The following is a 6,769-nucleotide window of genomic DNA, read 5'->3' on the forward strand; positions in this document are numbered from 1 at the left end:
TTCCATCGGTTCGCCTGTGTTGCCCCGCAAGATCAAAGAGGTCAAAAATGGCTACGGCCGCCACGATCATCATTCGCAATGCCCGCGTCCTGACCATGGATGAGACCGGCACAAAGGCGGACGCGGTTGCGATCGCAGGAAATCGCATTCTCGCGGTCGGCCGCGAGGCGGATGTGCTGGCCTGTCGCTCGGCCGATACGCAGATTATCGATGCGGGGGGCGGAACGGTACTGCCCGGATTCAATGAATCGCACATGCATATCTTCGGCGGCTCGGCGAGCCTCCGCGAACTTTCACTGACTGGGATTCGGGGCTTCGACGCGTTCAAGCGCAAGGTTCAGGATTACGCGGTGGCAAATCCGGATCTGTCTTTGCTGGTGGGGCGGCGTGCCGACTACACGATCTTCTCGCAAATTGATCGTGTCACGCGCCATGATCTCGACCGCGTCATAGCGGACCGGCCGTTTGTCATGACCGCACCCGACAATCATACCGGCTGGGCGAACACCGAGGCGCTGCGTCAGGCGGGGATCCTGCATGGACGGGACGTCGGCGTCGGCAACGAGATCGTGATGGGTGACGACGGTCTTGCCAATGGCGAGCTGCGCGAATCCAGCGCGATGGCGCCGGTGATGGCACTCGGCGGCACGGGCGCTCGGTCAATGCTCGGCGTGCAGACCGGGGGTGAGCCCGCGCATGTCACGGACGCCGAGCGCGCCGCCGATATCGCCGTGATCAAGCAGGGATTGGCCTATTGCGCGTCGCTCGGCATCACATCCGTGCAGAACATGGACGGCAATCTCTACCAGCTCGAGATGCTGGACGAAATCGAGCGAACGGGCGGGCTTCCTGTGCGCATGCGCATGCCGTTCCACATGAAGAATTTCATGCCGCTCAGCGATCTCACCGACAAGGCTGCAGCCTGGCGCTCGCGTTTCCACACTGACCGGCTTCGCTGCGATTTCGTCAAGGTCTTCATGGACGGTGTCGCCCAATCGGGAACGGCGGTCTTCATCGACGATTATGCCAATCGTCCGGGTTGGAAAGGCGATCCGCTGTTCGCTCCCGATCATTTCGCCAAGATCGCGACCGAGGCGGATCGGCTGGGATTGTCCGTTGCAGTGCATGCGATCGGAGATGGGGCGGTGAGGATCGTGCTGGACGGCTATCAAGCCGCGATTGCGGCGAATGGAGCGCGAGACAGACGCAACCGAGTCGAGCACGCCGAGATCGTCCAGCCGGAAGACGTCGTGCGTTTCGCCGAGCTCGACACCGTGGCCTCGATGCAGCCCACCCATCCGCCGGGAAGCGCCGGAATGCCGCTCGAGCCGTACCTGTCCTGCGTCGGTGAGGCTCGCTGGCATCTGACATTCGCGTGGCGGGCGTTGGCTGATGCAGGGACGAAGATCGTCTTCGCGACTGATTGGCCGGTTTCGCCGCTCGCGCCGATGAGCTGCATCTACGATGCCATGACACGAAAGGTCTGGAAGCAGGGATTGCCGGACCAGCGCCTTACGCTGATGGAGACGCTTGCTGCCTACACGCGCACCAGCGCGTGGGTCGAATTTATGGAAGACCGCAAAGGCATGCTGAAGCCTGGATATCTCGCAGATGTCGTGGTGCTCTCGGGCGACGTGGAAGCCGCTCCTCACGAGCGGTTGGCGGATATTCGACCCACGACAACCATCTGTGACGGTCGCATCACCTTTCAATCCGAAAGTTGAGCCCGTCCGTCAGAGATAGGATGCGAGAGGATCGCTGTGCGCGTTCGGCGCCGACATGATCGAGTTGAGGAACAGCGCGAACATCTCGCCGTGCGATTTGACGTCGAGCTTGGCGTAGAGATTGCTGCGGTGAAGCTTGACCGTCCTGTCCGAGATCGACAGCTTCTCGGCGGCCCCCTTGAGGGAATAGCCGTGGAGGATCAATCGGGCTACTTCGCATTCGCGCTCGGTCAGCACGCCCGTCCCGAACTTCTGAATCGCCTGCCGGAGCGCGGAGGCGAGCTGTCCTTCGATGGGGCTCGTCTTGTTTACGTGCACGTCTTCCCAGTGCCGGGTGACGGCCGACTGAATCAGCGGCTCCAGATCGCGGAGCAGCCTGGCTTCCTCGGGGGTGAAGAATTCGCTGGTCTTCTTGCGGCTGAGCGATAGCGCGAAAGTGGTGTGTTCATCGAGATTGAACAGGTAATTGAATTCGTCGTGGAGGCCGTAGTGCCGGTAATACTCCTGATAGTACCGCGAGCGCGAGAACTGCCGGGGAGCGATCTGGTTTAGCCGGTAGAGGCCGTCGTGCGCCCGGTCCAGGACGATCTGGTAGAACGGGTCCCGCATGTAGGGACCCTTCAGGTATTTCTGGACGCCGTGCGCTCCGCGCTGGGTGGTCCAATCGTGAAACAGCAGTCGCGGGCTCGAGTTCTTGCGATAGAGCAGCATCAGGCTGACATCGACCGCAAGGCAGTTCTTGACCGCCGCGATCAATTCAGTCTCGAAGCTGCTACGGCCCGCGTTGGCAACCAACCTAACGGCGACGTCACTAAAATGGTTGTTGTCGAGCCCCGCGGCCTGTCGTGGCATGGTGGTTTCCGGTCCGATTGCAACACCGCAGGATGGGTAGGCCCGCGGGTGGCCAGGCGTCCATTTTCCGGTCCGACTGTATCGTACTTGGAATGGCGGCGCGAGACCGTGGTTGCGCGGGCCGACGCCTTTTCGGTGACCGCCTGACCTCTTGGCGACGAATTCTTGTTTGGTTCACGGCCTCTACTGGCCCAATTTGGGTTCATGGCATTTGGCCCGGCAGGGCTCGAACCTGCAACCAGACCGTTACGAGCGGTAGAAAGCCGGCCGCTTCGTTATCGAGAATTACGAAGCGTCGCACGTCCCTTCTTGCGGGGGGACGGCGAATTCGTCGTCAAAGCTCGCTGATCGTCCTGAAACTTGAGGGTCGCTTTGACATGTTCGGCGAGCTTCACTGCACGGTCCGCGTTCGACGCAAGACGCGACAGCAAATGAGACAGCGTCCTGAACTCCTCGCGCGTCAGCATCCCAAATAACGCGTCGTTGACGGGGCGCTGCAGGGCGGCAAGACGGATCAATAGGCCAACGCCGTGCTGGGTGAGTGCAAGCTGCACGCGCCGTCGGTCTTCCGGATGTGGGCTCTTCTCGAGGAGGCCGTCGGAAACGAGCTTGTTGACTTCATTGGTGACGAAAGTGCCGCTCAGATACAGCCGTTCGGCGACCTGATTGACACCCATTGGCTCTTCCGCGGTCGAATTCTTGATTGCGATCAGGATCAGATACTGAGTGGTCGACAGATCGACGAAGCTCGCGAATATTTCACGGCAGGCATCAAGGCTGCGCCCGAACGCGAAATAGTCGTAGAGAACGCCGCGAAGCGTTCGATCTCCCTCCTTGTCGAGCAGTTCGGGCTTCGACGCCGTCAAAAGCGCTTCAGTCACGGCCGTTCTCCCCGCGAAATCATAGTCTTGCGTAGTTGCCTAAGAAGCACGCATGCGCGCGCCCAGCAAGAGGGCTTGACATTGTCAGATAGCTTTGTCAGAAAGCTATCTGACAATTATAAATCAGGGTCGAAGCAGCGAGGCAGGCGTCCCATGGAGGACCGTGCATTCAGGCGAGTGTTGGGAGAATTCGCGACCGGCGTTGCTGTGGTAACGGCACGCGGCCAGGGCGAAGAGCTCATTGGCATGACCATGAGCTCGTTTAATTCCGTCTCCCTCGATCCACCGCTGGTCCTGTTCAGCGTCGACCGCAAGGCAAAAAGCCTGCCTGCAATGCTCGAAGCCAAAGGCTTCGCCGTCAACATCCTCGCCCGCGATCAAGAACAGATTTCCAACCAGTTCGCGCGCGCTCTCTCCAACAAGTGGGACCAGGTCAAGACCTCAGTCGGTCATGCCGAGGCGCCGCTGATATCGGGGGCTCTGGCTCATTTCGAATGCGCGCCATTCGGAAGCCACGACGGCGGCGATCACGTGATCTTTGTCGTTCGCGTCGTTCGTTACACCGCGCGCAATGAGCCGACTGCGCCATTGATCTTCTTTCGGGGCCGCTATCGCGACCTCGTCGACGAAAGCGAGCGCGAGCCGACCTGGCCGCTTCCCATTCATTACTAGTTCGAACCGGAGAACCGCGATGCGTAGTGCAAAGGAATATCTGTCTGGACTGAGGGACGGGCGGACCATCTACATCAACGGGGCTGCGGTCGGCGACGTGACTGCTCATCGGGCCTATCGGAATCTCGCCAATTCGATGGCCGGGCTGTTCGATTTTGCGAGCGCCAGGGAGAACGTCGATCTCATGACGTTCGAGACCGACGCCGGACGTGCCAACCGGATTTGGCAGCTTCCGACATCCTATGCCGACCTCGTCCAGCGGCGGAAGGCACTGGAAGCTTGGGCTTCGCTGCATGCCGGCTTCATGGGCCGTGCCCCGGACCATGTCGCCTCGTGCATCTCCGGTCTGTACATGGGGCTCGACGTCTTCAAGGCGTACGACCCGGCTCGCGCGAGCGCGCTCGACAGCTACTACCGCTATGCGCGCGACAATGACCTTTACCTGACCTACGTCATCATTAATCCGCAGGCCGATCGTTCAAAGGGGGCGGCCGAGCAGGCGGATCCATTCCTCACCGCAGGGGTCGTCGATCGCGACGCAGAGGGGATCACGGTTCGCGGCGCCAAGATGCTCGCCACGGGAGGCGTGGTCGCCGACGAGGTTTTCGTGACGACCATCCAGCCGATGCGTCCGGGCGAAGAACGCTACGCGATGTCCTTTGCGATCCCGATGAACTCGAAGGGCCTCAAGATGCTGTCGCGCAAGTCCTACGAGGACGCGGCCGGCGCGGTGTTCGACAATCCGTTGTCGAGCCGCTTCGACGAGAACGACTCGGTTCTCTATTTCGACGACGTGAAGGTTCCCTGGGATCGCGTTTTCATCGAGGGCAACGTCGAAATGTGCCAGAAGCAGTTTCACGCCACGCCCTGCCACGTCTATCAGAACTATCAGGCGATGGTGCGTCTCAGCGTGAAGCTCAAGTTCCTGGCCGGCCTCGCGCATCGCACGGCCGAAATGAATGGCGTCACTCAATTCCCGCAGGTGCGCGAGATGCTCGGTCAGCTCGCGGCCGAGACCGGCATGGTCGATGCGCTGGTGGCGGCGATGGAAGCCAAGGGCTCGCTGGTCGGCCCCTATTTCATCCCGGACCGGCACACGCTCTATTCCGCGCAGGTGCTGACGCAACAGCTCTACGCGCACATCATCAATACGCTGCGCGAACTCGCCGGTGGCGGCATGATCATGCTGCCCTCATCGGTCGCCGACTTTGACAATCCGGAGATCGCGGCCTTGATCGGCAAGACGCAGCAGTCGCCGAAGGCCAATTCGTATGAGCGCGTGAAGTTCTACAAGCTCGCCTGGGATGCGGTCGGGTCGGAATTCGGCTCCCGCCACCAGCAGTACGAAATGTTCTACGCCGGTGCGACCTTCGTCACCAAGGGACATTCCTATCGGACCTACGATTGGGCCGGCGCCGACCGGCTGGTCCAGACGATGCTCGATTCCTACGATCTCAATGGCGTGTCGACCGCCAGCAAAGCCGCCTGATCCAACGGAGACAACACATGCCCGTCAACAAGAAGCACGACGAATTCTACACGCTCGACATGAGCACCGGTTGGGAAACGCCCGCAGGCTACCCGGCCGGCATCCAGCAGAAGATCGTTGCGGGAGGGCTCGACGAGGAGAAGCGGCGTGGGACGCGAACCCGGCTGCTGCGCTTCGCCCCGGGCGTCTACACGACCGCGCCGTTTTCGCACGAGTATTGGGAAGAGGTCTATCTCGTCTCGGGCGACTTGATCGTTGGCAATGACGAGAAGGGCGAGGGCGGCAAGAGCTTTCCGCCGAACACCTATGCCTGTCGGCCGCCGCACGCGCCCCACGGGCCGTTCAAGTCCGTCAACGGCTGCCTGCTTCTCGAAATGCACTATTTCGATCCGGTCTGAGGCCGATCCGACCGACAACATCGTTCGACCGTTCAAGGGGGAAAATATGGCGTTCAAAGGTATCTCGATCGTATTCGCGCGTTGCCTGTCGTCGCTGCAACTGCATTTCAGGCTCGATCGGGGGCTGCCCCAGGCCAATCGTCGATTGGTGGTCGATGGTCTCGCCGGTGCTCTCGCGATCGGCCTCGTGGCGACAACTCCGGTCGCCGCGCAGGACAAGCCGAGTTCGGTGGGACTTGGCGTCTTTACGTTCACGTCCGGCCCCGCCGCGGCCTACGGCATGCCCGGCAAGAACGCCGCCGATCTCATGATCGACCAAATCAATGCCAAGGGCGGGATCGGAGGTGTGCCGGTCACCGCGACCTATGTCGACGAGGCCCAGGGCGCGCAAGGCGTGATCGCGGAATACCGCCGACTGGCGGGCGATGCAAAGAATCAGGTGATGGTCGCCGCCTTGTCGAGCGCGACCTGCCTCGCGCTGGCTCCGATCGCCGAGCAGCTTGAGGTCCCGACCGTGGGCTGGAACTGCGATACTCATCAGTTGCTCATGGACGGCAAGAGCAAGTACGTGTTCCGTCCCAACGGCAACACGGTGCCTGAGTTCGTCGCTTACGCAGTCTATCTTCTGGATCGCAAGCCGGACGTGAAGACGGTGGCGATCATCAATCCGGACTATGCGTTCGGCCATGACGCGGCCAAGATCTTCACCGCAGCGCTGAAGGCGTTGAAGCCGGACATCCAGATCGTCGCCGA

7 protein-coding genes are annotated in these 6,769 nt (G+C 61.2%); 5 read left to right on the forward strand and 2 right to left on the reverse strand.

What is annotated here, in order from left to right:
- The first annotated feature begins 47 nt into the window (after positions 1-47).
- Complete coding sequence (locus FNJ47_RS07180; RefSeq protein WP_163152038.1) at positions 48-1,724, forward strand: amidohydrolase; 1,677 nt, start codon at positions 48-50, stop codon at positions 1,722-1,724.
- A 9-nt stretch (positions 1,725-1,733) separates the two neighbouring features.
- On the opposite strand, the gene FNJ47_RS07185 is transcribed toward FNJ47_RS07180, so the two are convergent.
- Positions 1,734-2,576 carry a helix-turn-helix transcriptional regulator gene (locus FNJ47_RS07185; RefSeq protein ID WP_163152040.1) on the reverse strand — a complete coding sequence of 281 codons (843 nt, stop codon included), beginning with the start codon at positions 2,574-2,576 and terminating at the stop codon, positions 1,734-1,736.
- A 275-nt stretch (positions 2,577-2,851) separates the two neighbouring features.
- Entirely contained in the window at positions 2,852-3,442 is a 591-nt protein-coding gene (locus FNJ47_RS07190) for a MarR family winged helix-turn-helix transcriptional regulator (protein WP_165445575.1), read from the reverse strand.
- 42 nt (positions 3,443-3,484) lie between these two features.
- On the opposite strand from FNJ47_RS07190, the gene FNJ47_RS07195 reads away from it, so the two are divergent.
- The 4 genes from FNJ47_RS07195 to FNJ47_RS07210 form a co-directional block, all read left to right on the forward strand.
- Positions 3,485-4,129: a flavin reductase family protein gene (locus FNJ47_RS07195; protein ID WP_235999582.1), complete on the forward strand. Its 645-nt coding sequence runs from the start codon at positions 3,485-3,487 to the stop codon at positions 4,127-4,129.
- Between the two features lie 19 nt (positions 4,130-4,148).
- The gene (locus tag FNJ47_RS07200; RefSeq protein WP_163152043.1) at positions 4,149-5,618 is read left to right on the forward strand and encodes a 4-hydroxyphenylacetate 3-hydroxylase family protein; all 1,470 of its coding nucleotides are present in this window, start codon (positions 4,149-4,151) and stop codon (positions 5,616-5,618) included.
- A 17-nt stretch (positions 5,619-5,635) separates the two neighbouring features.
- Positions 5,636-6,016 carry a cupin gene (locus FNJ47_RS07205; RefSeq protein ID WP_163152046.1) on the forward strand — a complete coding sequence of 127 codons (381 nt, stop codon included), beginning with the start codon at positions 5,636-5,638 and terminating at the stop codon, positions 6,014-6,016.
- 46 nt (positions 6,017-6,062) lie between these two features.
- The coding region (locus tag FNJ47_RS07210; protein ID WP_235999587.1) for an ABC transporter substrate-binding protein at positions 6,063-6,769 on the forward strand (707 nt) is incomplete at its 3' end.

The sequence above is a fragment of the Bradyrhizobium uaiense genome, from assembly GCF_010811875.1.
Classification (GTDB): Bacteria; Pseudomonadota; Alphaproteobacteria; order Rhizobiales; family Xanthobacteraceae; genus Bradyrhizobium; species Bradyrhizobium uaiense.

Bases quoted from the DNA above. Each gene is read 5' to 3' on its own strand.
- FNJ47_RS07180 (WP_163152038.1), top strand. From the start codon at position 48: ATGGCTACGGCCGCCACGATCATCATTCGCAATGCCCGCGTCCTGACC.
- FNJ47_RS07185 (WP_163152040.1), bottom strand. From the start codon at position 2,576: ATGCCACGACAGGCCGCGGGGCTCGACAACAACCATTTTAGTGACGTC.
- FNJ47_RS07200 (WP_163152043.1), top strand. From the start codon at position 4,149: ATGCGTAGTGCAAAGGAATATCTGTCTGGACTGAGGGACGGGCGGACC.
- FNJ47_RS07205 (WP_163152046.1), top strand. From the start codon at position 5,636: ATGCCCGTCAACAAGAAGCACGACGAATTCTACACGCTCGACATGAGC.